Annotated in this window: 23 protein-coding genes and 1 pseudogene; 7 read left to right on the forward strand and 17 right to left on the reverse strand. The window is 37.9% G+C overall.

All coding sequences use genetic code 11. The features are described 5' to 3' along the window. Positions 1 to 422: 422 nt before the first annotated feature. The 9 genes from M3182_RS12565 to M3182_RS12605 form a co-directional block, all read right to left on the reverse strand. Positions 423 to 1,868, reverse strand: a complete 1,446-nt coding sequence (locus M3182_RS12565; RefSeq protein ID WP_251427570.1) for a glycoside hydrolase family 32 protein — start codon at positions 1,866 to 1,868, stop codon at positions 423 to 425. Further along, entirely contained in the window at positions 1,865 to 2,830 is a 966-nt protein-coding gene (locus M3182_RS12570) for a carbohydrate kinase family protein (protein WP_251558276.1), read from the reverse strand. The genes M3182_RS12565 and M3182_RS12570 overlap by 4 nt, the downstream gene beginning before the upstream one ends. Before the next feature lie 33 nt (positions 2,831 to 2,863). Continuing rightward, on the reverse strand, positions 2,864 to 4,267 hold the full coding sequence (locus M3182_RS12575; protein ID WP_251558278.1) for a sucrose-specific PTS transporter subunit IIBC: 1,404 nt from the start codon (positions 4,265 to 4,267) through the stop codon (positions 2,864 to 2,866). A 206-nt stretch (positions 4,268 to 4,473) separates the two neighbouring features. Continuing rightward, complete coding sequence (locus M3182_RS12580; RefSeq protein WP_251427561.1) at positions 4,474 to 5,469, reverse strand: LacI family DNA-binding transcriptional regulator; 996 nt, start codon at positions 5,467 to 5,469, stop codon at positions 4,474 to 4,476. Between the two features lie 176 nt (positions 5,470 to 5,645). Beyond that, a complete protein-coding gene (gene dctP, locus M3182_RS12585; RefSeq protein ID WP_251558280.1) occupies positions 5,646 to 6,713 on the reverse strand; it encodes a TRAP transporter substrate-binding protein DctP in 1,068 nt (355 codons plus the stop codon). Positions 6,714 to 6,749: 36 nt separating this feature from the next. Continuing rightward, entirely contained in the window at positions 6,750 to 7,514 is a 765-nt protein-coding gene (locus tag M3182_RS12590; protein ID WP_251558282.1) for an enoyl-CoA hydratase/isomerase family protein, read from the reverse strand. 94 nt (positions 7,515 to 7,608) lie between these two features. Beyond that, a complete protein-coding gene (locus tag M3182_RS12595; RefSeq protein ID WP_251558284.1) occupies positions 7,609 to 8,253 on the reverse strand; it encodes a GntR family transcriptional regulator in 645 nt (214 codons plus the stop codon). A gap of 310 nt (positions 8,254 to 8,563) precedes the next feature. Further along, the gene (locus M3182_RS12600) at positions 8,564 to 9,727 is read right to left on the reverse strand and encodes a DUF4317 domain-containing protein (RefSeq protein ID WP_251558286.1); all 1,164 of its coding nucleotides are present in this window, start codon (positions 9,725 to 9,727) and stop codon (positions 8,564 to 8,566) included. Positions 9,728 to 10,544: 817 nt separating this feature from the next. Beyond that, positions 10,545 to 10,691, reverse strand: coding sequence for a hypothetical protein (locus tag M3182_RS12605; RefSeq protein ID WP_251427547.1), 147 nt, complete (start codon positions 10,689 to 10,691; stop codon positions 10,545 to 10,547). A gap of 438 nt (positions 10,692 to 11,129) precedes the next feature. Here M3182_RS12605 and M3182_RS12610 point away from each other — a divergent pair, with 438 nt between their 5' ends. After that, positions 11,130 to 12,533: a PQQ-dependent sugar dehydrogenase gene (locus M3182_RS12610; RefSeq protein WP_432806707.1), complete on the forward strand. Its 1,404-nt coding sequence runs from the start codon at positions 11,130 to 11,132 to the stop codon at positions 12,531 to 12,533. Between the two features lie 197 nt (positions 12,534 to 12,730). On the opposite strand, the gene M3182_RS12615 is transcribed toward M3182_RS12610, so the two are convergent. Beyond that, positions 12,731 to 13,114 (reverse strand): cupredoxin domain-containing protein, encoded by a 384-nt coding sequence (locus tag M3182_RS12615; RefSeq protein ID WP_251558290.1) that lies wholly within the window; start codon positions 13,112 to 13,114, stop codon positions 12,731 to 12,733. Positions 13,115 to 13,359: 245 nt separating this feature from the next. Here M3182_RS12615 and M3182_RS12620 point away from each other — a divergent pair, with 245 nt between their 5' ends. Then, on the forward strand, positions 13,360 to 14,853 hold the full coding sequence (locus tag M3182_RS12620; RefSeq protein ID WP_251558292.1) for a carboxylesterase/lipase family protein: 1,494 nt from the start codon (positions 13,360 to 13,362) through the stop codon (positions 14,851 to 14,853). A gap of 88 nt (positions 14,854 to 14,941) precedes the next feature. Here the strand turns inward: M3182_RS12620 and M3182_RS12625 are convergent, their stop codons facing one another. The 4 genes from M3182_RS12625 to M3182_RS12640 all read right to left on the reverse strand — a co-directional run bounded on the left by M3182_RS12625 (position 14,942) and on the right by M3182_RS12640 (position 17,519). Beyond that, positions 14,942 to 15,631: a YetF domain-containing protein gene (locus M3182_RS12625; RefSeq protein ID WP_251427537.1), complete on the reverse strand. Its 690-nt coding sequence runs from the start codon at positions 15,629 to 15,631 to the stop codon at positions 14,942 to 14,944. 380 nt (positions 15,632 to 16,011) lie between these two features. Continuing rightward, the gene (locus tag M3182_RS12630; protein ID WP_251427534.1) at positions 16,012 to 16,227 is read right to left on the reverse strand and encodes a hypothetical protein; all 216 of its coding nucleotides are present in this window, start codon (positions 16,225 to 16,227) and stop codon (positions 16,012 to 16,014) included. Between the two features lie 212 nt (positions 16,228 to 16,439). After that, complete coding sequence (locus M3182_RS12635) at positions 16,440 to 16,625, reverse strand: type Z 30S ribosomal protein S14 (RefSeq protein ID WP_251558294.1); 186 nt, start codon at positions 16,623 to 16,625, stop codon at positions 16,440 to 16,442. A gap of 321 nt (positions 16,626 to 16,946) precedes the next feature. Further along, positions 16,947 to 17,519 (reverse strand): TetR/AcrR family transcriptional regulator, encoded by a 573-nt coding sequence (locus tag M3182_RS12640; RefSeq protein WP_251558296.1) that lies wholly within the window; start codon positions 17,517 to 17,519, stop codon positions 16,947 to 16,949. A gap of 462 nt (positions 17,520 to 17,981) precedes the next feature. Here M3182_RS12640 and M3182_RS26390 point away from each other — a divergent pair, with 462 nt between their 5' ends. From M3182_RS26390 to M3182_RS12655, 4 genes and pseudogenes are all read left to right on the forward strand, one after another. Then, positions 17,982 to 18,305: a DsbA family protein gene (locus tag M3182_RS26390; RefSeq protein WP_349775451.1), complete on the forward strand. Its 324-nt coding sequence runs from the start codon at positions 17,982 to 17,984 to the stop codon at positions 18,303 to 18,305. Beyond that, positions 18,250 to 18,699: a hypothetical protein gene (locus M3182_RS26395; protein ID WP_349775452.1), complete on the forward strand. Its 450-nt coding sequence runs from the start codon at positions 18,250 to 18,252 to the stop codon at positions 18,697 to 18,699. Before M3182_RS26390 ends, M3182_RS26395 begins: the two co-directional genes overlap by 56 nt. Before the next feature lie 284 nt (positions 18,700 to 18,983). Then, positions 18,984 to 20,206 (forward strand): annotated as a pseudogene (locus M3182_RS12650) (IS110 family RNA-guided transposase). Positions 20,207 to 20,343: 137 nt separating this feature from the next. After that, a complete protein-coding gene (locus tag M3182_RS12655) occupies positions 20,344 to 20,649 on the forward strand; it encodes a monooxygenase (RefSeq protein ID WP_251558298.1) in 306 nt (101 codons plus the stop codon). A gap of 159 nt (positions 20,650 to 20,808) precedes the next feature. On the opposite strand, the gene M3182_RS12660 is transcribed toward M3182_RS12655, so the two are convergent. Both M3182_RS12660 and M3182_RS12665 read right to left on the reverse strand, forming a co-directional pair. Then, positions 20,809 to 22,863: a catalase gene (locus M3182_RS12660; RefSeq protein ID WP_251558300.1), complete on the reverse strand. Its 2,055-nt coding sequence runs from the start codon at positions 22,861 to 22,863 to the stop codon at positions 20,809 to 20,811. Between the two features lie 223 nt (positions 22,864 to 23,086). After that, complete coding sequence (locus M3182_RS12665; RefSeq protein WP_251558302.1) at positions 23,087 to 24,055, reverse strand: alpha/beta hydrolase; 969 nt, start codon at positions 24,053 to 24,055, stop codon at positions 23,087 to 23,089. Between the two features lie 272 nt (positions 24,056 to 24,327). Here M3182_RS12665 and M3182_RS12670 point away from each other — a divergent pair, with 272 nt between their 5' ends. Continuing rightward, on the forward strand, positions 24,328 to 24,852 hold the full coding sequence (locus tag M3182_RS12670; RefSeq protein WP_251427516.1) for a hypothetical protein: 525 nt from the start codon (positions 24,328 to 24,330) through the stop codon (positions 24,850 to 24,852). A 74-nt stretch (positions 24,853 to 24,926) separates the two neighbouring features. Here the strand turns inward: M3182_RS12670 and M3182_RS12675 are convergent, their stop codons facing one another. Then, on the reverse strand, positions 24,927 to 26,036 hold the full coding sequence (locus M3182_RS12675) for an SGNH/GDSL hydrolase family protein (RefSeq protein WP_251558304.1): 1,110 nt from the start codon (positions 26,034 to 26,036) through the stop codon (positions 24,927 to 24,929). Between the last annotated feature and the right edge of the window lie 48 nt (positions 26,037 to 26,084).

Genomic DNA, 26,084 nt, shown 5'->3' on the forward strand with positions numbered 1-26,084 from the left:
CTTTGCAGCTAGGACTTTTGAAATAGAGATATAATGGGACCGTTCGCAACCTGACCCATGTTCAACAAAAAAGAAAAAAGCTTTACTACTGCTCCTATCGCTATCTCTGCTGGTTATGAGGACTTTGTTGTTTCTTCTACTGCTCCTGTTCTTATCCAACTTGGTTTTAGACATACTAAGGACAAGCACTGGTTTCTAAAGAGCTTGTTCCACCATCTGTTGTTCATTTAAATACAGTTCAACAGCAGCTACCCTTTCGAGTTTGGCTATGACCACATAATAACGATCCTTTGTAAGTGTCACTTCGGGCACTTTTCTACTTTTTCCGAACAAAAAAGAGGAAGAATCAACATTTACTTTCAGCTCTTAAAAGTAAACAGACCTCAAGATGTATAATTCTTGAGGTCTGAAATATAGAACTACTATTTAGGAAAGGCTTGAAGACTCCATTTTTCAATAAACATCTCCACTTGCCCATTCGCGGAAACAGAAATTTTCTGTTCAGCAGGGTCCGCAAAAAACCTCGCTGTCATCACTTCTTCGCCATCATTCAGAAACACTTCAACAGAACTGGTGTCTATAAAGATATGCAGCTTGCGGAGACTAGCAAGTTCACATGAGCGAGTTTCCGGAGTTCCGTCCTTAAACGTTTTCCTTTCAAGGTTCAACAAGCCCTGATCCTGGTGATAGATTAGCTTCAGATTGTCGCGGATCGTAATGGATAGCATCTTTACATTTAATTGTTGGATATCGATAGCAAGTTCACTTATCGATCCAGTTAAATCCGACCATTTTTCATTTTCAAGCGAAACCTGACCGTTAAAATCTGTTGATTTCCGCAACTGCTTGAGTTCCTCAACAGGTTTTTGATAAAGTTTATTGCCTTTTAGTGCTAACTCCCGCGGCAGCGTCAATCCATGAATCCAACCGTTCTTAATCGTTGGCTGATAGGCTTCATGTTCATCTGTTAGACCCATCCATGCATACATTATACGTCTTCCTTGTGCATCTTCGAACGTTTGCGGTGCGTAAAAATCAAAGCCATGATCAAGTTCAACGAATGCCCCATGTTCATACACATTTTTTTCAGAATTCCAATTACCGACAAAATAACCTGACTGAAACAAATTCTGATAACGATGCTTTTCTGCTTCAATTCCCTGAGGAGAAATTAATAAAACATCTTTCCCACTCAATCTAAATAAGTCCGGGCATTCCCACATATAACCAAATTTGCCTAATCCATTTAGATTTCCACCAGCAATGGGGCCTTTGAATTTCCAATTTTCAAGGTCATTGGATTCGTACAAAACAACTTGGCCATCTTCACTCTCCGTTTGCGCTCCCAGTACCATATACCAAATCCCATTTTGTTTCCAAACTTTTGGATCACGAAAATGAGCAGTATAGCCTTCTGGCAAGTAAACAACAGGACCTTTTTTTTCAAAGTGAATCCCATCGGTTGAAACTGCCATACATTGATATGTTTCTCGTTCATTGTTTTCGTTTTTTACGTTTCCTGTGTAAAACAAAATCAATTTCCCATCTGCCTCGACGGCACTACCCGAATAACAGCCATTTTTCTCATACCATTCACTTGGAGCAAGCGCGGGTGGTTGTTCCTGCCAATTCACTAAATCGTATGAAGTATAATGTCCCCAGAACTTTGCCCCATGTGCAGTTTCAAAAGGATTCCACTGATAAAACACATGATATACACCATTAAAATGGATCAGTCCATTAGGGTCGTTCAATAACCCCACCGGTGGCATTAAATGAAACTGTAACCGGTTAGAATCTTTTTCAATCTTGTTTTGATTTTCAGTAACTTTTTTAGCTGCCTTTGCTAGTAATTCTTGTTGAGTCATTCTATACTCCCATTTCCTGTCATGATTTTGTTCACGGCTGACAAAGTGGGTAGAGCTGTCATCGCTCCCTTCTCCGAGGCTGCAAGTCCACCAGAAACAGAAGCAAATTTTGCGATCTCCCTAGCTTCGTCTAATGTTAAATCAGCAAGGTCGGCTTGTCTTTGATTCAATTGATAAAGAAACCCTGAAACAAAGGCATCGCCCGCACCAGTCGTATCAACAGTTTTCACTTTCAAAGCAGAAACCTCAACTGACCCTGTTTTGGTAAACACAATGCTTCCTTCTGCACCCTTGGTCAAGAATACAAGCTTAAGATTGTAGGTTTTTATCCAGTCCTCAATGATTGCCGTGTCCGCTTCCCCTGTTAAAAAAGCTAATTCTTCATCCGAGAGCTTAAATACATCGACATCTGGCAGAACAGAAAAGATTGTGTCTCGTAATTGCTTTTCATCTTTCCATAGACTCAGGCGTACATTGGGGTCAAATGACACAATCATTCCATGTTTTTTTGCAAATTGTATAGCTGTTAATGTTGATTGCTTCACTGGGTTCTGCAGCATTGAAATTGTACCAAAATGGAAAATTTTATGGTTTTTAAAAGGAATTTCATTTACTTCAGTACTTTCTAAAAATAGATCCGCACTCTCTTTTACAAAAAAACTAAAACTACGTTCTCCCGTTTGGTCAAGTGTAACAAACACAAGCCCTGTCCGATAATCAGCTGTTTGAGCAACAGATGAAACATCCACTCCATAGTTCGTTAAGGTCTCGATGAGAAATTCACCTAACACATCTTGACCTAATTTACCGATAAACGCAGATTTCATCCCTAATCTGGCTGCCCCAACCGCTACATTTGCGGGGGCACCACCAGGGCTTTTTTGATAAGTTATATTTGTTGCATCAACAGGAATAAAGTCAATCAACGCTTCTCCAAGTGTGATTAATCCATTTTTCGTCATGATGGTCTTTCCTCTTTTCATTGTAGATTCCGGTTACTGCTGCTGGTTTTTTAACATTTTATCGGAATATCCAAACATCCAAGTTAAAGCGAATGCTGTTCCAATTGCAATAAGATTAACCAACAAATACAATAAAATTTGGCCATTCAGGTAAAGCAAAGCACCTGGAATTACGGTGATCGCCATTCCTGTAGCTTTTAAGCCAAAGATGCTAGCGAAGAAACCACCAACTGCTCCCCCAATTAGTCCCATAATAAATGGCTTTCCGTAACGTAAATTCACACCGAAAATGGCAGGTTCAGTTATACCTAAGAACGCTGAAAAAGATGACGGGAGAGCAAGAGCCTTTAGCTTTGTTGATTTTGACTTTAATCCAACTGCTAAAGCCGCGCCACCTTGTGCAGCTGTGGCACATGTAACAATCGCATTATATGGGTTGTATCCAAGGTTTTCTAACAATGAAATTTCAAGCATATTAAAGACGTGATGGACACCGGAAACAACAATGATTTGGTTTAAGCCACCAATTAATAGACCACTAATACCAAACGGCCACTCTAATACTGCAACAGTTCCTCTTAAAATTAAGTCCTCAACCGTATGGAAAACTGGACCAATAACAAATAAAGCAAGGAAAATCATAATCAGTAATGTTAAAAATGGCGTTACAATTAAATCAAACGCATCTGGTACACGTTTGCGAATTTGTTTTTCTAATTTTGCCCCAATGATTCCAGCAATAAAGGCTGGAAGAACAGAACCTTGATACCCTAAAACAGGAATAAAGCCAAAAAACATTAACGGTTCAACGCTTCCTCCAGCCACACCCCAGGCATTTGGCAACGCAGGGCTAACCAGCATAAGTCCAAGGACTAACCCAATGATTGGCGACCCTCCAAATACACGGAAAGTTGACCATGCCACAAGGGCAGGTAAGAAAACAAACGCTGTATCTGTTAGAATTTCTGTGAATAAAAGGAAGTTCTGCGAAATGTCTTCTGGTGACATCCCAAACAACGCAAGAATTTGCTCTTGCATGACCAATCCACGTAATCCCATAAACAAACCAGTTGCGACAAGTGCAGGGATGATTGGAACAAAAACGTCCCCGAACGTCCGGATAGCACGTTGAAACCTCGACCCGCTTTTTGCTGCTTCTTTTGCTTGTTCACCCTTGCTCGAAGCATCGATTCCCAGCTTGGTTACTTCTTCATAAATTTTATTTACAGTACCAGTTCCTAAAATGACTTGGTACTGACCGGAGTTGTAAAAAGCACCTTTTACTTTTTCAATGTTCTCAACTTGATCTTGGTTAATTTTTTCTTTGTCTTTAACCATGATTCTTAATCTTGTTGCACAGTGGGCAGCAGATACAATATTTTCGTCGCCACCAACAGCTTCAATGATCTGTTTTGCAATTTCTTGATTGTTGGCCATTACCAGACCCTCCTTTAATTTGTTACCCTTCCCGAAAACATTAAGTTTATGAGAAATCAAGACTATGGAATCGATTCCATACCATCTAAAGTTAAACGTGGAATCGATTCCACAACATAGAAATAAAAAAGGAATTAAATCCAATATAGAACGAAAAAGATTTATTCCATTTCTTATTTTACAATATGAAATCGATTTCACACTGATTATATACTATTCCTGATGATCAGTCTACCATTTAAAACAATCTTTTTATGAGTAAGTATATTTTTCTCAATTTGAGCTAATAGCATTTTAGCTGCTTCTTTCCCAGCTGTCTCATTCTCATAATCCATTGTTGTTAATGCTGGATCCACATATTTAGAGATGTCGGAAGCGCCAATTCCTGTAATTGAAATTTGAGCTGGGATTTTGAAACCAGTTTCTTTCAGAGTTTGCATCGCTCCTACCGCAATTCGTTCGGTTACGCAGAAAATGGCATCTGGTTTATTGCCCTCAGTGGTTTCAGCCAATATCTGTGCCATTGCTCGGGAACCGGAGGGAATATCAAAATCAGCTGTGACCATCCACTCTTTCCGTACCTGTAGACCATTTTGCTTCATCGCCTGAAGAAATCCTTGTTTACGCATAACCCCAACCGCTTGATCTGCTTCGTCCACCCCAATAAATGCTATCTTACTGCGTCCTTTCTTGATCATCAGCTCTGTCATCGCTTTTGCGGCATGAAAATCATCATAAGTTACACTAGAAACGCTCGGAATATCCTGACCAATTGCCACAAATGGTAATTTCAACTGTTTGATTTCTGCCAACAAATTATCATTGATATTTGTCGCACTTAAAATGATCCCGTCCACTTGCCTGCTTTTTAACAATCGTAAATACTCAATCTCTTTCTCAGCTTGAAGATTCGTGCTCGTTAACAAGATTTGATAACCTTGTTCACTTAGAATCTCATTAATCCCATTGACAACCCGCCCTGCAGTTTCCGTACCCAATTTAGGAAGCACAACCCCAATCACTCGCGTCTTTTTCGTTCTTAAGGATTGAGCATGCTGACTCGGAACATAACCAGTACGCTCCACCACTTCAAGAACCCGTTTCCGAGCCTCCTCACTCACATACCCAGACTCATTCAAAACACGCGAAACCGTCGACCGCGAAACCCTCGCCATCTCCGCAATCTCCTTAATCGTCAACAACCTAGAAACCCCCATCCTCTAGAACTTTACTACCGAAATCATACCACAAACAGGAGATAAGGTCACAGTGACTGTTTACCTAACGCAAAAAAATTGGCACTCCACAAAAGTTAGAGGCCAATTTTAGGGTGGAATTGTTATGTTCCATTTTTATCATTATTATAGAAACGATTGAGTTATTTGTGCAGCTTTTTCGCAGCTTCTACTAGTTCGTTTGCTGTATCAGAAGTCTGAGCAAACTCTTCAACGATCGGCTGCGCCGCATCAAACCATTCTTGTGATTCTTCTGGTGTCATTTCATGCACTTTTACTCCATTATCACGGAACACTTGGACCGTCTCACTGTTCGATTCAATGGCCGTTTCCTTTACCCAGTCCTGCAGATCGGCAGAAACTTTTTCTATGATTTGTTGCTGTTCTGAAGACAATTTATTTTCCCAAGCATGGTTACTTATTACTAACGGATTAGCTGAATATAGAAAGGAGTTACCGCCTGTGTAATTAAAATAATCTACAACTTCATAAATTCGATAAGATAAAAAGGAATCAAAGGATGTTAATGTTCCGTCGATCGTATTTGTCTGAAGGGCACTGTAGATTTCGGAAGAAGCCATACTCGTAATACCCGCTCCAAGCTGACTCAACATTTTTTCAGTATCTTTTCCGGCACCTCTAATTTTTAATCCTTTTAAATCTTCGGGGGATATGACCTCTTTGTTTTTGGTAGCTATTGCCATTGTTCCCCATCCCCAAACGAGATTTTTCACACCATTATCTTCTAACAATGTGTTAAATTCTTTCCCCACCTCTTCGTCTTTCCACTGCCATGCCTGATCAAACGATTGAATGATGCCTGGTAATAAAGTGATGCTAAATTCAGGAACCTTTCCAGCATCATAAAAAGGCGCCCAAATAGCCATATCAATTGCCCCAGAATTGAGAGAATCATATTGTTCTGTTGCTTTCACTAAAGAATTTGCCGGAAACACTTGAACTTTTATGCTTCCATCACTAGCCTTTTCCACTTCCTCAGCAAACCGTTCAGCTAAAAGAGAGCGGTAATCCCCTGTACCATTTTGTGGACCTGCCCACTGATGTGCCAATTTTAGTGTAACACTTTTAGAATTTCCATCCCCCTCACTGGAGCTAGCACTTTGATTATCTCCACACCCAGCAATTAAACCTAAAAGTAAAACAAAAATAAGATAAACAGCGATTTTTTTCAATGTAACCATTTTGCACATAAGATTTCCCCCTACTTTTCTATTAAAATAGAACGCTTATACTTTTCGTTTTTTCCTTTGATCGACAAAAGAGGAGAAGGTTTCCCGGTAATTTGTTTGATGAACTAAATAATCATTTGCTGCATTCTCTATTTCCATTCTTCTTTCCATCGAGGCACCTACGCCAAGGTTAATTGCTTCCTTCACCTTTTTAACCGCCGTCATTGAATTGCCTAGGATTTCTCTTGAGACTTTTTTGGCATATGCATCAAGCTCTTGTTCTTCTATCAGTTGGTCAACTATTCCTATTCGATAAGCTTCTTCTGAAGAAACAACACATGAACGAAAGATGAGTTCTTTTGCTTTCGAAGCTCCAACAATAACCGGTAAATTGCGACTACTCACCACTAGTCCATAAGAGGCACCGGGAAATCGAAAAGATGCTTGTGGAGATGCAATTCGAAAATCACAAGCTAAAGCTATTTCTGCTCCACCACCAAAAGCGTATCCATTGATAACCCCTATAACAGGGATGGATAGATTTTCAATATTTTTAACCATTTTTCCAAACTGATTTAGAAAAAGTTGATTTTCTTCTACAGTCATGTTTAAAAAATCCGTCGTATCCGCACCCGCACAAAAAGAATGATTCGTTCCAGTAATCAGTAGTACATCAACATTACCGTGCCTTTGAATCTCGCCAACAACAAGCTCAACTTCATCTATCATTTTCATATTAATGGCATTTCGAACTTTTGGCCGATTAAAGGCTAGATAACCGACTCTATCATTCACTTCAAATAAAATGGTTTCAAAAATCATACTAGCTCCACCTATCTTTCGTTTGCCTTTAAATAACTAATTAACAGAAAACATACTTGTTTCTGCGACAATATCAAAAAAAAACGAAATCCTATCAACCTGTTTTCTTTTCAATTCCCATTAGAAATCGCTTTTTGCCACTTTCCATATGATCCTCCAAGACTGCTTTTGCAATATTCAGTTTTCTCTCTTTAATTGCTTTCCATAGCAACTGATGTTCTTGAAGAGAATGCTGAATGTTCTCAGGGGTTTCGAGGACAAATTTTTGTAAGGCAATTAAAGGAGCTCCTAAGCGAGAGTAAAAGTTTTTGAAAATCTCATTTTCTGATAAACACAATATTTTATAGTGAAAGTCATTATTTAAAATGGAGTATTCTTCTTGGTTAGCGGTATACATAGCTTCAATAATTCGATCAATCTCGTTTATCTTATTTTCAGGCAATGGATATTTTAGTCGTCGGATTGACATAATTTCAAGTGCAATCCTAACCTCAAACAAATCACATAGATCTTGTTTATTATACTTCTTTACAAAAGCCCCCCTTTTTGGAATCCTCTCAATCAATCCCTCTGTCTCAAGCATATACAATGCTTCCCTAATTGGTCCTCGGCTTGTTCCAAATGTATTCGCATATTTCTCTTCAATTACTTTTGAGCCAGGGACAAGTTTATTATTCACGATATCCATGACAATCTGACTAGCAATCATTTTGGGCAAATGGGTTTTTTCGCGCATCATAACACCTCGAACCAAATTGTTAACAATTTTTCACAAAGACGAAGAAAGGATAAGATTTAGTTACCGTTATTATAAAGATACTTCAGTACAGAATCAACAGATTGTTGACAATATTCTAAATTTTCTTTATTTTAAAGCTATCCTCACTCGAACTTAAGATTTTAACACTATACTCTATACTAATTCTAAAACAGAATCTGCATCCTACCTCGAAAAAAGTTGACTCCTAATTTTAGATAGGAGCCAACTTTTGTTACCATATATTCTTTGTACAATCTTTTATCATAAATTAATTTTTTAATGTTAAGGATTATAGCGTTCCATTCTCCAATTTAAACCCTTCCACAACTACGTCTTCTTCCACTTCTAAAAGTAGACAGCGCTTGCCATCAAACGTAATGTATTTTAAGTTTTTTAAGTCTTTTGGATTGAGGGTTACTGTGGCGATATTAGTGCTGATTTTCACTTTTTTGGGAACTAAACTACTTGCTTTAAACTCGTGTTTTTCATCATCAAGTACATCCTTAAAAGCATGCTCTACTTTTTCGGTGTCCACATTTTCAACACCACTTACTTCAAGAATTCTCTCGACGTCGCGATAATCCAACCTCGGAATTTCGCTACTTTCTTCACTCTCTTCGTTTTCATGGACGATTTTATCAATCTCTTCGTAAACATTAGAAATCACGCGTGAGTCTACTTCATCACCCATTACATTAATTAAAATTTGTTCGAAGCTCACTTTATCATCTTCAGCGGTAATCACTTCTTCACAATTAAGCACTTGTTCAATAAAAGTATAATCTGGTTGATTATTTTTCCCAGCATTATATAGGATGTGGTTTACATCCGCGGCGTTGTCATTGAAAGCAGGAAACAAGAAGCCTGACATTGGAGCCGCTAAATTTATGATTGGATCAAACACATTATTGGGCTTGAAAGCTTTTTCAACATAATCGAACAGCAGCGCCTTTTTCGGTTGGTCTGTTTTATTCAAACTACAAAGTATAAATTCATTTGAAAAAACCTCATCATCCCCACCTTCTTCTGATTCCAGATCGCGTTTCCTTGTATGTTTTCGGTATTCGCCTCTAATGAACGTTACCACTGTATCAAAATCATAAACTGTATGCGAAAACATTTTTGCGACGATGTCGAGCATATTTTCCTTCCACTCGTCCGTCGATTCTGCATGTATTCCCTCATAAAGAATCGCTTGAGTGTGAAATTCACCTTCACGTTGAAATCTTAATTCAAATAATTTCGTATCTAGATTCCCAGTCAGCACTTTTTTAAAATTAGCTAAAAATAATTCTTGTGCTTCTAAATCCAACATCTCAAATGGCTGACTCATGTGATGGTAAATCTCACCCGTTTCTTTTTGAACATAAACAGTGAAAATTTCGCGGATGTTCATCTTTGCGTTATTCAATTTGAATTCTTTTCGGATATTAGCGATGTCGTTTTTATTCATTAAGTAATGCTCCCATTCTTGAGTATTAGAAACCTACTATCTATAAGAGTCCTTTTTCTCTAATTTAAGGTGAATATTATTAAAGGTTGTTTTCGTAAAGATTGTTGTTAAAATCTTAAAGCCGATTTTAACGCAATAGTAGCCTTTTCGGATGGTTTAATTTAGTTTGCAAGCCCTTTTCTCATTAATGAAACCCTTTTGGGATAAAAACTAGCTCATACAGTTGTTTTTTCGAGTCAAAAGCAACAAAGTTTTAGAAAAGAGCCTTATTAAAATTTGATATTGATATTAAGCGGTTCAAAAAAATGGATGTTTTCGTTGAAATTTTTTAACGCAACTATACCCATTTCGTAATGGTTAAATTAAGTTTGCTGTCTCTTTAATTCGTATTTTTGTTCAAGAACAGGTCTTAAGAAAGAGCCTAAAAAATAAACCACTCGCAAAAGGTTCTTTCACGAACGGCAATTGATTTCGTTAGTATATGTATTGAAAATAACCAGGAGAAAGAATTGATGCTCTGTTATTCAATATATAGAGAGAGAGTACTATTTTCTCATACAGGTCTTCGCAGAAAAAACTTCTCCCTGCGAGTCACACTCTTTCACCCACTCGTACTTCTTTCAGCACTTTGTGATACCATTTTTTTTGTTCTAAATGCAAACTGAATGACAACTGATTGAAAATCAATACGTTCAAAACCCGCTTGTTAACTATATCAGATTTTTTTTCAATAAGACAAGAATTATAATTTCTTGTTAGCCTCATAAAAAAAGAAGACTTCATAAAAAAGTCTTCGCCTAAAGACAAGCTTTTCAATTTAATGAACACGAATAACCTCTTCTATATCTTCATCAAAATGAACTCGTGTATGCTTTGATTCAATCCGTTCAAACTCTTCCTTTTCTTCGTTTAAAAACTCTCCAGACCACCAATGCTTGAATTCAAGAAACAGTTCAGTTAGCATCTTGATTCCTCCATTTCGGTTTATGGATTACTTATACATTCATTATATCTTTAAAAACCTTGTTATTGAAGCGCCTTCATTATTCGCGGAATAGCAAGATAATCCTGAATTATACGAAAATATATTAACCCTTTTAAAGCCGATTACCGTTATTTGATGTAGTCCGCTTTTGAGCAAGGTTACTCGTACGTGTAAGACTCCAGTGATGTTTTGGTACTAATAGACTATTCTAATCATATCTTATAAAGTCAAACTTTATTCAGTATGGTTTTTTAAAATCAGCCCCTACTGAATGTTAGTCACGCATAGCCTAACTGATTTTTCACCAATCAGGCTTTTGACCTATAGTTGATCTCCCCTCTTATCCTTTTTTCTTACTGTCAGTTAATGCGAGATAAAAGAAAACAAAAAAAAAGGAGTGCAAAACAGTTGATAAATATGAAGGTGGGTTTACGTCCTATTGTAAATAAAGTGAATTTACCTACTGTTTTAAAAACCGCCATACTTCCGGGTGACTCCATTGAAAGACTATTTATTGCGACTCAAGTAGGAGAAATCTTTTACATAGGAAATTCAAACTTAAGGGTCTTTTTAGATATTCGGAAACGTATTCTAAAACTTGGCGATTCTAGTGGCGGCTATGATGAACGGGGATTGATAGGGCTAGCGTTTCATCCCCAATTTTATTATAATGGCCTATTTTACCTTCATTATTCAGTTGCAGGAACACAAGGACCAGGTGCTCTTCCCGAATCATATAACCCAAACCCATGTGACCTTAACACTTTAAATTTAAAATGGAAAAATAGAGAATCACAATATGATCATATAGATACAATTGAAGAATGGGTCCTACAATCTAATGGCCACCCCAAAAAAAGACGGACTTTACTTAATTTAAGAAGACCATTTTCAAATCATAATGGTGTCAATAGCTTAAATTTTTCACCTGAAACAGGAAAACTTGTGTTAACAACTGGAGACGGGGGTTCAGGCTACGATCCATTTAACTTAAGCCAAGATGATTTAGAAATTGCTGGTAAAATAATTGAAATTGATGTAAGTAAAAATACTTATCTCAATAATCCCCCGATTGTCACTCGGTTTACTGAACTTCCTATAACAATTCAGGAAACGCTTTCGGTCATGGCGAAGGGTGTTCGCAATATACCAGGCATTTCATTTCAAAGATACAAAAATCAATTTATTAAATATACGGGAAATGTTGGCCAAGATTTGGTCGAATCCGTTTTTTCATTCGTTCATTATAAACCAATACCGGTTACTCAGCTTATACAAGCCACTTCTATGAATACTATACTAGAAAAAGAGGGATATATTAACTTTGGTTGGCGAGGTTGGGAAGGTGATTTTCCTACTTCAAGTGTTAAGAACTGTTCAAGTAATCCAGCTTTGTCTGAGAAAACAACAGCTTTTTATAATGAAGCAATAACACTTTCAAAAAGCCGTCTTCAGCCTTTGACAAGTTATTATCATAAAGACAATCGACCCGATAAAATCGAAGGAACTGCTCTTACAGGAGTTCAAGCATATATGGGAAGAAGTATTCCTGGCTTAACAGGAAGTGTTGTTTTTATCGATCTTGCCCAAAAAGGTTCCCATTCTCAGGTTAAAGGTGCCTTAGCTTATACATTTGTAAAACCAAATGCTCAACCAAATGATTATCATGTCATTCAAACCAATTATCATTTCGGTTCTGAACCAGCTTTTTTTGTAAATTTAGGAACTAACCTGAATCAAACGAGATTGTATCTAGGTGTTTATCGTTCTATGAAAGTAAGTGATTTTAACCAAGGTACAATTTTTGAAATCGTTCCATAAACCATCGCAGTTAATTCTTCTTTATTTTTAGATTAAACGAATCGAAAATAAATATAAAAGGCTGGACTTATCATTTTATTCTTTAAAGAAAATGAAAGCCATCAGCTAAAAAGGAATGCAAGTAAAAGAAGACGAAATTTATAGTTCGTCTTCTCACGCCTTAAATCAATAAATGGAACACAGCTAGATCTGCCATTTTATTTAACGATTACTTTTCCAACCATTCCTTGCTGAACATGATACCTACATATCAGTTCATATGTACCGGATTGTTTCGGTTTCACGGAAATGGTTTTTTCTTTTCCTGGCTGAACCTCGGCGTCAATTTCAAGATTTTCTACTGTAAAGGTATGCTCAACCTTACCTTTGTTTTTTAGTATCAATGTTGTGCTTGTACCTTCTGGAATTGTGATGTTTTTCGGGTTAAAATAATGATCGTTTAATTCGACCACAATCGGTTTCACTGTCTCCATCGAATTTGTTTCTACGACAGTTGCGGCAGAGACGCTAAGAGAGCCTAGTGTAGTCACAATCATTGCAAGCATAACGATTAATCCTGATATCCTATTTTTCACAAACATTCATAAACCCCCCCTTTCATTCTTAATCACTATTTTTTACATTCAAAAAAATATTATTACTAGAAAAATTCGGACTTGCTACTAATCGGGAAAGTCATCAGATTACAGTTTTTCCAAAAATTCATCATATACATTTCATTTTCTGGAAAATAACAGGAAAGCAGTCCCATCTTCTCGAATACACATTACTAACAACTATGATTCGTAGGCAAAAAGAAATAGTTAAAATCGAGAGGAGAATGTGAATGTCTAATCTAATTGTCGAAAGTACCTATGGAAAACTCCGGGGTGAAGAGGTTGACGGTGTTTATGCTTGGAAAGGAATTCCGTTTGCAAAACCTCCAGTTGGGCCACTACGATTTCGTGCTCCGGAGCTTCCAGATACTTGGGAAGGAGTCAGAGACGCTACTTCATTTTCGCCAGTTGCTCCACAGACACAGCGTGAAATTATGGAGTTTTTCGGTAACGATGTCTCTAATGTGAATGAAAATTGTCTTTACCTAAATGTCTGGTCCCCTTCTGCCGATGACAAGAAACGTCCTGTCATGGTCTGGATTCATGGAGGAGCGTTTGTTACTGGTTCCGGCTCTAGCAGTTGGTATGACGGGGCTTCCTTTGCGGAGCAAGGTGATGTTGTTGTTGTAACCATCAACTACCGACTTGGTGTGTTAGGTTTTTTACACCTTGGCGAAATTGGTGGTAATGAATATGCAACTTCTGGTAACTGCGGAATTCTAGATCAGGTTGCCGCACTTCAATGGGTACAAGACAATATTGCCAAATTTGGTGGTGATCCTAACAATGTAACAATCTTTGGTGAATCTGCCGGTGCAATGAGCATTGGCGTTTTACTAGGATTCCCTTCGGCTCAAGGTCTTTTTCAAAAAGCCATCCTCCAAAGTGGCGCAGCGGCAAATGCCCATCCATCGGAAACGGCAACAAAAGTTGCTGGACATGTATTAGCCGCCTTACAAATTGAACCAACCAACCTTGCAAAATTAGAGGAATTGCCTGTCGAACAGCTTCTTCAAGCTGCTGACCTGCTTCCATCAATGAGCTTACAGCCAGTCATTGATGGAGTTTCCCTTCCAAAACACCCACAAGAAGCGATTGCAGAAGGGATGTCTAAAGAAGTGACCGTATTAATCGGGACAAACAAAGATGAATTCAACATTTTCACAGCATTTGACCCAGAATGGAAAGACGCTGATGAAGCTAAAATTAAATCGTTGTTTGAAAAAAATTTCGGTCCATTAGTACCAGTTGTCCAACAGCATTTCACTCAGAACGGAAAGTTAACACAAGAATTATTTAATAAACTGGTAACGATTACAATATTCACTCACCCGGCACAAATACTAGCCGAATTGCAAAACGCTCAAGGTGCACCTGTTTGGATGTACCGATTTGATTGGGAAACACCCGTGTTTAATGGCGCCTTAAAAGCAACGCATGCGCTGGAAATTCCATTTGTTTGGAATACGCTTGATTTGCCAAACACAATTAATTTTACCGGCGACAAACCAGATCGGCAAATTGTCGCGAACCAAATGCATCAGGCTTGGATCAACTTTGCCCGGAATGGTAATCCAAATACAGACGACCTTCCAGAATGGCCACAGTATGACGTGAAACAACGTGCTACAATGATTTTTAATATCGAAAGCAAAACGGTGAATGACCCTAATCAAGAAGAAAGACTCAAATGGGAACAAATCGCAATGGCGCTGAAACAATAATCAGCGTTTCAAATATGTACCAACAAAAGCAGGGAGCCGTCTCAAATGGCTCCCTGCTTTTAACAATTTCACGCAAGGATTAATGTAATTAATTCTCTTTCTTATCAATGAAGAGTGAACCATCTTTTTGTACTTCAGCAAAAAATACATCTTCTACGGAATCAAAACCAGCTTGTTTAAGTTGCTGTTGTAGCCAATTTTCATCTAAATGTAATTTATTTAGATTATTCGTGATTACATGTCCATCAGAAATGACTTGTGTCGCCATTGGATAGATGGCATTAGTCATAGTAATTGATTTCACATCTTCTTTTGTTGCGGGTGTTTTGGCTTCTTTTGGCATGACAGAAAGCTTCCCATTAGCCTCAAAAATGGCGTAATTGACGTCTGCAAGCGCAAAAATATTCTTTTGTCTCAACATGGAATTTAACGAGTCCATATCCAATCGACTTTTGCGAAGGGCTTGCTCAACGATTTGCCCATCTTTAATGACAATGATCGGGTCACCCGTCGTGATTCTTCTGCCCCTTTTTGATTTAATATCGATAAAGTCCATTGCTAGCGTAAAAATTGTCCAGCCCACTAGAGCAAGAACACCGTAACGGATTGACAGGGTTTGATTAACAACTAAATTTGCAGCAATCGAGCCAATCGCCATTGCTGAAACAAAATTAAAAAATGTCATCTGGCTAATTTCTTTTCTTCCCATTATTCTTGCTAATCCAAATAAAACTAGAAAACCTAATGTAATTCTTAAAAATAACTCATAAATATCCATTAAAGTCCTCATCTACGATATTTTTTAAGAGCGAAAACGCCCTTCTATCCTCTACCTTTTCCTCTTATACTGATCCTTAGGTGTTATCTATTAAGATAACTAGTACCGTAAATTATATTCACTTCGAAATTAATATGCCGATTGCTAACTATAATTGGTTTGTTGTGATTAGAGCAGATGGGGATGGATGAAAACTCAGTTTATGTTTAATATTTGCTTCATTACCGCTTCTGTATTGATTTATCATTAGGTGTTTAAAATCAGCGAAAACAAGAAACGCTGTTGTTTTATTCATTCAACAGCGTTTTTTATCTGTTTATTGTTGTGATTTGTGTTGCAGCTCAACTTGGAGTCGGTTCATACAATTTTGAGTCCTTCTTTTACCACCTATGGTATCCTGTTGTTAAAATTCGCTGTCTTGCGACACTGATTTTCTCTTCAAGTAATGGTTGGTCTCTAATTAGTTCATGGATGGTAACGGCTCCTACCCGTAATTTTCTTGTAAGAGTATTGAGTTCTACCTCATTAATTCCATTGAGATTTCCTTCTAAAAACATTCCCTGTAACTCATCAGCAATCATTTGTTCAATCTTCATGGATTCCTCCTAAGAATGAGATTTACCACTTTTTTCTCCTTCATGTTATGTAATCGTATTAAAAAAGGACCTTGTCTATTCATATGAAAATGAGGCTCTATTCCTTAACGATTAATCAATCTTATCTTCTAAGGAATAGAAAATTCATCTAAAGAAAAAGACCTAGCCAATTTAAGCTAAGTCTTACAGTAAATATATATATCAACAAGTTGTTACCAACTAGCTTTTTTTAGTCCCGGAATTTGTCCTTTATAGGCAAGCTCGCGTAGACAGATGCGGCAGAGTTTAAATTTACGATATACAGAATGAGGTCGTCCGCACTTTTCACAGCGAGAGTATTGTTGAACTTTAAATTTCATTTCACGCTTTGATTTATTGATTAAAGACTTTTTCGCCATTTGCTCCTCCTCCTTTTTTCGCTAGTAGAATAGTATACCACGAGGTACCGTTCTTGTCCTTGGTACATAATGTCAGATTACCAATGTAATACTGATAAAATAGCTTATTTTCTAGAAAAAAGCCTTAGTAGAAGAACTAGATTATGTAAAAGAGTATTTGGGCAACAGATGCAAAGAGGAGCTAGATCAAAACACAGCCATATTTTTTTATCGAACCTCTTTTCGCTGGTGCTAACGCTATACACTTTCAAGCCTTTAGCCAAGGTGTTGTCCTGAAATTCAGCTAATTGCTTAGACTTAGGGTAAACGCTTTAATAACACTTAATTGTTCTTTATATTTCTATATACCCCAAGCTGAATATAAGGAATGGCCGACTTGATAAATTCCTCCGGTGTCAACGCTTGACTTTTTCTTTTCCACTCAACTGATGCCCCATAAATTCCCCAGCTTAACATCACTGCCGTCACCTGGAGCCCATGCTCATCCTCTTCTGGGTATCGTTTCCGCAAGATTCTTAAAAAAATAATTTCAAGCTGATCGCGAATAATTCGTGCAATCGTATCTTCATACCCGCGATGACAACGGTTCGATAAAGAGCTTTGAAAGTTTGTGATCGCTTTGAAAGTTTGCAAAAATGTCTTCTCAGTTAACTCACTATTTTCGTAGTTCTCTTGATTCAAATTAACCGCTAACACTTCAGATAACACATTCTCTAACAAGTCATATATATCTTGAAAATGATAATAAAAAGTGGCGCGGTTAATCCTTGCTTCATTCGTAATATCCTTTACCGTAATATCCTTAAACTCTTTTTTTCCAGAAAGTTCAATAAACGCATCCATGATGAATTTTCGAGTTCGTAGTATTCGAGGATCTGTTTTTGCTTGACTCATCCTTCTCTCCCTCCTACTTTTTTCAACAATTAAATGAATGTGTGGGTAAACGACAAATATCTAAATCTATTGGTAGGTTTGGTTCTCATTATGGCCTAAAATCAAATTGTAAAGCAACTTCAATGCTCTAATTTAATGGGAAATAAAAATAGGAAGGGTGAAAGATTATGTAACAACAAATAATTTAATTTGTGATTTAGAAGGTGTTTGCGGACCGGCCGGAGATGACAAAATAAAACCGATTGATTTATATTACGTGACAGATCCAATTTGTTCACATTGTTGGGCATTAGAACCTTAATTAAGGCGCTTCAAAGAAGAGTACGGACATTATTTTAATTTTCATATTGTTATGGGAGGATTGCTTGAAAATTGGAGAGATAAACCAGTGGACCCAGCTAACGGCATTTTTGGCCCAGCTATGTTGCAGGACATTGGCGCGATGTGAGGGAAAGTTCACGGATGCCGATAGTTGGAACCATTATGATTGAGAATCCAGTGCAATCCTCCTACCCTCCTTCTCGTGTGTATAAGCTTATTCAAAAGGATTATGGCTCTGAAAAGGCAGAACAATATTTGCGACGTGCTCGTGAAGCATTATTTGCTTTCAATGAAAATATCGCTGAAAACTCTGTTATGACAAATATCGTAAACCAGCTTGGGCTCGATCGAGAAAGAATTATAACAGGGCAGAAAGCCAGCTTGGCCAAGATTTATAAACTGAGGTCTTATGCTAGCAGGAAAACTTGGAGTCCGAAGTTTCCCGACGTTTATAAGGGTAAATAGGGAATCGATAGCAGCAAAAATCGTTGGCACTCGCTCGCTAGATACCTATGTTTCTGGTTTATCAGGCATACTTAATAAGGAAGTGCAAGCAACCCCCCAACCGCTATTAGCCACCTTACTTGAAAAAGAGCACCTTCTCTTTGCCAAGGAAATTGAAGTTATGTATGATGTTGAACAAACCAACTTTCAAGGATTTGTTGGAAGCCAATTACCTGCAGGATCATATGAACAACACGAATTACTTGGAGAAACTAATTTTATTAAAAGGGCTGTTTTCGTAAAGATTGTTGATAAAATCATAAAGTCGATTTTGACGATAGTAGCCATTTCGAATGTTGAATTAAGTTTGAAAGCTCTTTTCCCATTAATGAAACCTTTATGGGATAAAAACTAGCTCATGCAGTTGTATTTTCGGTTCAAAAGCAACAAAGACATCCATGCAAAAAATATCGCACCATGATGCATGAAAATGGCTGTCCCCTGCCCATAAAGAATAATAGCAGCGGTGCATAAACAGAGGTCGTTCAAACGTGATGTCAACGAGCTCGTAACAAAGACGGACCGTCGGAATGCAAGTGTACCATGTATTGTCGCTCTCTTAGAGAAGCACGTAGGGTAGATTACACAGTAAGCTCCCGAACTATGTTCGCTGTTTTTTAAACAGGGGAGGTATTTTTTGTGCGTATAATTAGCAACTTTGTCTGTGGTTTAGATGTCCACAAGAAAAGCATAACTGCATGTGTGCTACTGCCTAATCAAAAACATATCGAAACCTTCGGGACCATGACAGATGATCTTATATTACTTATAGATTGGATTCGCTCCCATAACTGTACTCATGTGGCGATGGAAAGTACAGGGGTCTATTGGAAACCAATTTATAATCTTCTTGAGTTGGAACCTGATATTGAAGCTTATGTTGTCAATGCGCAGCATATTAAACAAGTACCTGGTCGTAAGACGGACGTTAAGGATGCAGAATGGATAGCAGAACTCTTAAAACATGGCCTCTTAAAACCGAGCTATATTCCATCAAGAGAGCAGAGAGAACTACGCGAACTTGTTCGTTATCGCAGAAGTTTAATTGACGAAAAAGCAAGAGAGGCTAATCGCATACAAAAAGTGTTAGAAGGTGCCAATATAAAACTTGGTTCCGTTGCTTCAAATGTACTAGGAGTTTCTAGGAGAGCTATTATTAACGAAATAATTAAAGGCAACATTGAACCAACTAAATTAGCTGAGTTATCTAAAGGTAAACTTAGAAAAAAGAAAGAGCTATTAGAACAATCCTTGAATGGACTAATTGGTCCCCACCAACGTCTTATGCTTAAAAAACAAATAGAGCATATAGAATTTTTGGAAGAGCAGATATCCGAATTGGATGAAGAAATTAAAAAAAGAACATCTTCTTTTGAAGAAGATATAAGGTATATGGATAGCATACCTGGAATAGGCAGACAAACAGCTGAACAATTATTAGCTGAAGTTGGACCAGATATGACTCGATTTCCAACAGCTAATCATTTGACCTCCTGGGCTGGGATGGCTCCAGGTCAAAATGAAAGTGCAGGAAAAAAAGACCTGCCAAAACAAGGAATGGGAATAAACATCTTCGGAGTGCTCTAATTGAAGCAGCAAATAGCATTATAAGAAAAAAAGATAGTTACCTTCAGGCTAAATACCACCGTATAAAACGAAGGCGTGGTAGTAAAAAAGCAGCTGTTGCCATTGCCCGTCAACTTTTAGTTATTGTTTATCATTTATTAACTAGAAAAGAACAATATCAAGAATTAGGTTCCGGTCATTATAAAAACCAAGCGATAGAAATTAAAAAGAACAAGGCGTTAAAGAGTTTAAAGAAGTTAGGATATGAAGTAGTTTTGTCGCCACAAACTGCTTAAATCCAGATTTTATATCCTGAATAAGGGATTCAAAAAAACGATAAACGAATCCCTTACTTTCTTATTGCCTTTTTTAAGAAAGATTTTCAGGGTAGTTTGAGAAAAGTGCCTATTAAAAAGATGGAGGAATAGAAAAAATGAGATATGTGCTGCAAGTCGACTTTAAAATGGATGGCCCCTTTGGAGAGGACATGGTCACAGCATTCACAGACTTAGCCAAAAGCATCAATAATGAGAAAGGTTTTCTTTGGAAGATTTGGACAGAAAATAAAGCTGAAAAAGAAGCGGGAGGTATATACCTATTTGAAACAAAAATGGATGCTGAAAACTATTTAACGATGCACACACAACGCCTTCAAAGCTTCGGTATTACCGATATTCGCGGGAAAATTTTCTTAGTAAACGAATCGTTATCTTCGATTAATAAAGGACCATTTGAATAAAATTAATATAAAAAGTAGTTATGAAACTGTTCATAACTACTTTCCCCTTAGTGCTTTGCTTCTGTATCCAAATAATACACTTTTCAATTGGCCAAACAAGCGACAAGCTAATGAAACATCCCTTTGTTCTCTACGATACATGCGTTATACCTATTCGACCTAATATGCATCAACCTGTCTTCCCCAATGACGATGCTTTGCGATACCGTTTACAAATTTATCCACAAACACTTCTAAGTTATCATTTAAAATCACTCCTTCACTTTGTCCGAGGCCCTCTTCTTCTAGCCAACTTTTCCCATCGTGCGTTGCTCCAATTGTTTTATAATGCTGAAAGGCTTCATATACAAACTGACTAGCATCCTTATTATACCGCGAACTTTTAGCGCTACCTCTCACAATATATACCGCATCAAATATTACCGAATCGGCAGTCAACATCGTATGGTCTACTTCCAACTCTGTTCCATCATGTCCCGTAATGCTTCCTAGATTTTCACTAATAATCTCAGGTTGTAAACCGTTATCTTTTAATCGATCCAAAACAAACTTTATTTCTGATCCATGAAAACCTTCTGTGACAATAACTGCTACTTTTCGAGTGACAGCAGTTTTGTTCGTATTCATTTGGCTAAGCGCTGGCGAGGACTTCACTACGTTTGAACCGCCTCCCTTTGGAGGAGCTGCACCGATATTTTTAGCAAAAGTGGTCGCTAATTCAAGACTAACATTTGCAAACATTTCAACGACTTGCTGTCTTACCCATCTGTTTTTTACTTTTTGTAGTTCAAAGCTAAAGGCATCGATAATATGTTGTTTTTCAGGTTGACTCATGCTGTTCCAAAATAATGTAGCTTGTGAGAAATGATCTTTAAAACTTTCGCTTCTTGCGCGAACTTTTTTGCCTTCTACCTTTTCTTGATAATGCTCAAATCCACCTTCCTCTACACTTGCAGGAGTTGGAGTGTTTCCAGCTAGAGAGTTTTTGTGATAACTAACTTTCCCTACATTGATGGTTTGGCGATGATAGCCATCGCGCTGATTATTATGAAAAGGACAAACAGGTCGATTAATAGGGATTTCGTGAAAATTCGGTCCACCTAACCGAATTAATTGGGTATCTGTATAGGAAAATAGACGAGCTTGCAAAAGAGGGTCATTGGTAAAATCAATCCCTGGTACCACATGACCAGGATGAAACGCCACTTGTTCATTTTCCGCAAACACATTATCGACATTTCGATTTAAAGTCATTTTCCCAATCAAATGGACCGGAACATCTTCCTCAGGCCAAATCTTTGTCGAATCGAGAATATCAAACCCAAATTTAAATTCTTCTTCTTCCCGAATGATCTGGACCCCAAGTTCAAATTCAGGGTAATTTCCTTTTTCAATATTCTCCCATAAATCTCGGCGATGATAATCTGGGTCTACCCCAGAAATTTTTTGTGCCTCCTCCCATATAAGTGAATGAGCCCCTAGTTTCGGTTTCCAATGGAATTTGACAAAATGGGCTTTTCCACGTTCATTGACAAATCGAAAGGTATGAACACCAAACCCTTCCATCATCCTAAAACTTCTTGGAATTGCTCGGTCTGACATTAACCACATGACCATATGTGCCGATTCTTGGTTGTTTGCCACGAAGTCCCAAAATGTATCATGGGCAGAAGAAGCTTGCGGAATTTCGTTATGCGGTTCTGGTTTAATTGCGTGAACCACATCTGGAAATTTAATTCCATCTTGTATAAAAAAAACAGGCATATTGTTGGCTACTAAGTCATAATTTCCTTCTTCCGTATAAAACTTTGTTGCAATCCCACGCACATCCCGTACCGTATCTGCGGATCCACGGGAGCCGACTACTGTTGAAAAGCGGACAAACACCGGTGTTTTTTTTGTAGGATCTTGTAGAAATTTCGCCTTCGTATATTTTTTCATATTTTCGTAGACTTGGAATTCTCCATGAGCTGAAAAGCCACGGGCATGGACGACACGTTCAGGTATCCGTTCATGATCAAAATGGGTTAATTTTTCTCTGAAATGAAAATCTTCCATTAGTGTTGGGCCACGCTCACCAGCTTTTAACGAGAATTCATCTTCCGACATTTTTAACCCTTGATTGGTTGTCAACTTTTTACCTTTATCGTTCACTCGGAAAAGCTCAAGTTGTTCATCCTTCCGATTTCGATCGCCATTACGTTGATCACTCACAAGATCTCCTCCTTTACGTTAGATAATATGAACTCTCAGTACTCGATATCCATAAAAGTACAGTTTTCTGTTATAGCCAACATTAACCGCTCTTTTACAAATAGGCTATGTAAATCCGTTGTTGTAAATCTCTTCTTCACTGACTTGCTCAAATCAACAAAGGTCTTTAAACTCTCATTAAAAAAGAGTTATAGTCCCCTCCGACTATAACTCTTCTTCTACACTATTCTATATACTTCTCGACGAACTCCCAAACTGTATTCCAATACGTTTCGGGGTCGACCTTTTCAGCGTCTCCATGTCCTGCTTCTGGTATGATCAGTTTTTCTTTTTCAACATTTGCTGCTTCATATACCTCATCTACCATTTCGAACGGAACAAACGTGTCTTGATCTCCATGAATAAACAACATCGGTGTAGTGCTTTTTGCAACTTGCTCTACTGCACTTGCCTCATACAAATCATAACCGGCCCGCAGCTTGGTTACTGTATTGGCTGCGTTCATTACTGGAAATTCAGGTAAACCAAACAAATCATCAAGTTGATAAATAAATACATCACTAACGGATGCATATCCACAGTCCTCAACAATCACTTTCACATTTTCCGGCAAGTCCTCTTCCCCAGAACTCATCATTACAGTAGCACCACCCATGGAAACACCAAACAGAACGATTTCTGCCTCTGGATCTTTTTGAAGAATTTGATCGATCCATAACAACATATCCTTTCGATCATGCCACCCCATGCCAATATAGTCTCCTTCACTTTCCCCATGCCCTCGAAGGTCAGGCGCTAATACATGATAGCCTTGTTCGTAAAAGTTCCGAACATATCTTGTCATATGTTTAGCTTTACTTGTGTATCCATGCACAACAATCGCCCACTTGTGTTCAGCAGGATCATTTTCGTAGACAAAAGCATTTAAATTAAGCTGAAGGACATCTGTTGAGGTCACTTGCATTTGAATAGATGGGTGCTCTTTACTGAATCGATCATCTGCCAGTTTCGCTTCTTCTGCAACCGAGGCGAGCACAGCCTCACTTTCCTGTAAATGTGGATTACCTTCCAAGAATTCTTTTTCTTGATCTGCATTTAAAGCAAAATTATAAAAATAATTCCCTACAAACCCATATGCGATGATAAGGAGGATAACCAATGAAGCCCCCAAAATGATTATTTTCTTTTTCATAGATTCTCTCCTGATTTCTTTTGTTTTGAACAGAATTTTGTTTAACCTTAGTGGTCTTAATTGACCTTTTCTATTACCCCCATATATAAATTTTACCTAACAGGAAGTTGCCTCGCAAATTCAAACGTTACTATTTTCCTATTTTTATCCTAAACTGTTTGGAAGGATACCGTTCATTTTTTAGAATCCACTCCTGCATCAGGCTTTCGTTTCGCCAACAAAGATTTTGAACCTCCCCCGATTTGGCTATCCTATAATAGGAGGTAGATTTGATGATTGTATTTCATGGATCAACCAGACGAATTGATCAGTTTACAAGTGATATGATTACGCAACAACCATTACCAAATGACATCGATAGTATTGGTTACTGGTTTACTTCTGACATTGAGGCAGCCAAACCTTTTGCAATCGGCACAATGACGAGTTATGAAAAATCAGCATCAGAATTTTGGGAAGACGGTGAACCGAAAGTCGTCCAAATTGAACGTCCTGTTACTGGGTATATTTATAAAGTTTATATTGATGACCCGAAAATGAAAGTTTATGAAACCTACGAAATGTTTATGGCAGAACGTGACCGCTACTGCGACTATTTTCGAAAACAGACTTGGAAGGATCCAGGCATTTTGTTAAACAAGCCAGAGGCCAACCATAACTTTCGCAAACATTTAATTGGACAGAAATACGACGGATTTTTAATAAGAAATATACAGCTACATGAACGAAAAATGGATTTGTCTTGCTTTTTTGAACATGGAATTCTTCAAATTGCGCAAGTGATTCCCTTAGAGTAACAGGTTTAAAATATATGTATACGATTGAAAGCGCCGATTTCTACGATCGGCGCTCTTGGTTCTTAAGTTCTTAACTATGAATCTGTGAATCCAACTTCATGCGAGGCTTCTTCCTGTTGATCAGGTGGTTCATTTCCGATGCTATCAGAAGAAACTTCAGCTTCTACATCAATTTCTTCCATAAAATAAAGCACTCGTTGGGCCATCAGTTTATATCCTCGAGTATTTGGATGGAAATAGTCTTCTGCAAGCAAATCTTGAGTGGAATGGACAAATAAATCAGCAACAGGGATATATTCAACATTCTCATATTCTTCAGTAACTGATTTACCAGTATCATTCCAGTTTGTCATGATCATACCTAATTCTTCAATCTCACCAAAATGACCCTCAAATGGATTATAAAAACCAACTAAATAAATTTGCGTATTGGAATTAATTTCATTGATTTTATCAAAGATGGCTCTCAATCGTTTTCGATATTCAACCCGCTCTTCTTCAAACGGCTCAAGCGTCAAATTCATAAAATTATTTTTTACGACTTTCATAATATCATTGGACCCAATCGTAATCAGTACGACATCTGCTTTACGAATAGACGCTTCAATTTCTTGTTGCTCTAGGCGCTTAAGCAATTGATCTGTTCGGTTTCCTCTTTTTCCATAGTTCTCGATTCTCACATTGACATGATTGTCTTCAAATGTGTGATTCAAGATCCCAACGTAGCCACCACTTTCCGTTTCGTCGCCTACTCCCTGAGTCAACGAGTCCCCGATTGCTACTATTTTCAATTCCTTTTTAAATAGATTTAAAGTACCTTCAATTACTTCCCTTACTTTTTCCTTTATCTCCGTTCGAATTGAATGTTCTTTTTCAGCGTCAACTCCATCCAGCTCGTCATCCTCAGCAACGGCAGCAGGCCCATCTTCTACCAGTTCCTCTTCTGTTTCTTCTTTTTCTTCTTTTTCCATTTCCTCCACAAGATCTTCAAGTAACGGCTCTTCCCCATTTGAAACCTGCTGTGAAAGTTGTTCAGCCGGAACCAATGCCTCCCTGTTCACACTAACAGGCGCAGACCTTTGATTCAGATTCACAAACAAGAAAAAGATAAGAAAGCAAAGTCCTAGTAGACTCACAATAAAGGTAATTGCTTTCCTCCTATCCACTTCATCCCTCACCACCATCTATCGTAAAATCCTAATCTAATTTACCAACAAACATAGAAAACCATC

It is taken from the genome of Mesobacillus maritimus, from assembly GCF_023715205.1.
GTDB lineage: Bacteria > Bacillota > Bacilli > Bacillales > Cytobacillaceae > Mesobacillus_B > Mesobacillus_B maritimus_C.